Source organism: Chitinophaga agrisoli, assembly GCF_008386695.1.
In the GTDB taxonomy this organism is placed as follows: Bacteria; Bacteroidota; Bacteroidia; order Chitinophagales; family Chitinophagaceae; genus Chitinophaga; species Chitinophaga agrisoli.
Genome location: NZ_VUOC01000049.1, coordinates 1 through 420 on the forward strand (window position 1 = coordinate 1; position 420 = coordinate 420).

General features: G+C 41.0%; 1 protein-coding gene. It reads right to left on the minus strand.

Annotated elements, in window-relative coordinates; genetic code table 11:
- On the minus strand, nucleotides 1-420 hold a 420-nt coding region (locus F0L74_RS34560), incomplete at both ends, for a hypothetical protein (protein ID WP_188316283.1).

Below are 420 nucleotides of genomic sequence, written 5' to 3' on the forward strand. Positions count from 1 at the left end.
CGGGCTCTTTACCTTTCCTGTAGTATTTAAATACCACCTGTGGAGAATCAAATGCTAAGCTTTTCACTTCTGTTGCCAGCACCAGTTTCTCAGTTTTTCTGTTGAAGTAAAATTCAACGATATTTCCATTGAGACCTCGAACGCTTACGTTGTTAAATTGGGCGGTAATATTAGAGTTTGCTATATCTAATCTGTAATTGTTGAGAAGCAGCGGATCCGGTACTGGCCCTAGCGTTATTTGACATTTCGAATTACTCGAGAAATATTTACGAATACAGTCCAAGTCGAAGTTCGGACAAGGTCTTTCGATATTCCTCGGATCATCGGCCGGATCTAGATCAGATTCACAGTCTGCCTCATCTGCCACAGTCAAACCGAAAAACGAAAGAAGACATAAACACAGCATTAACTTCATGTTCG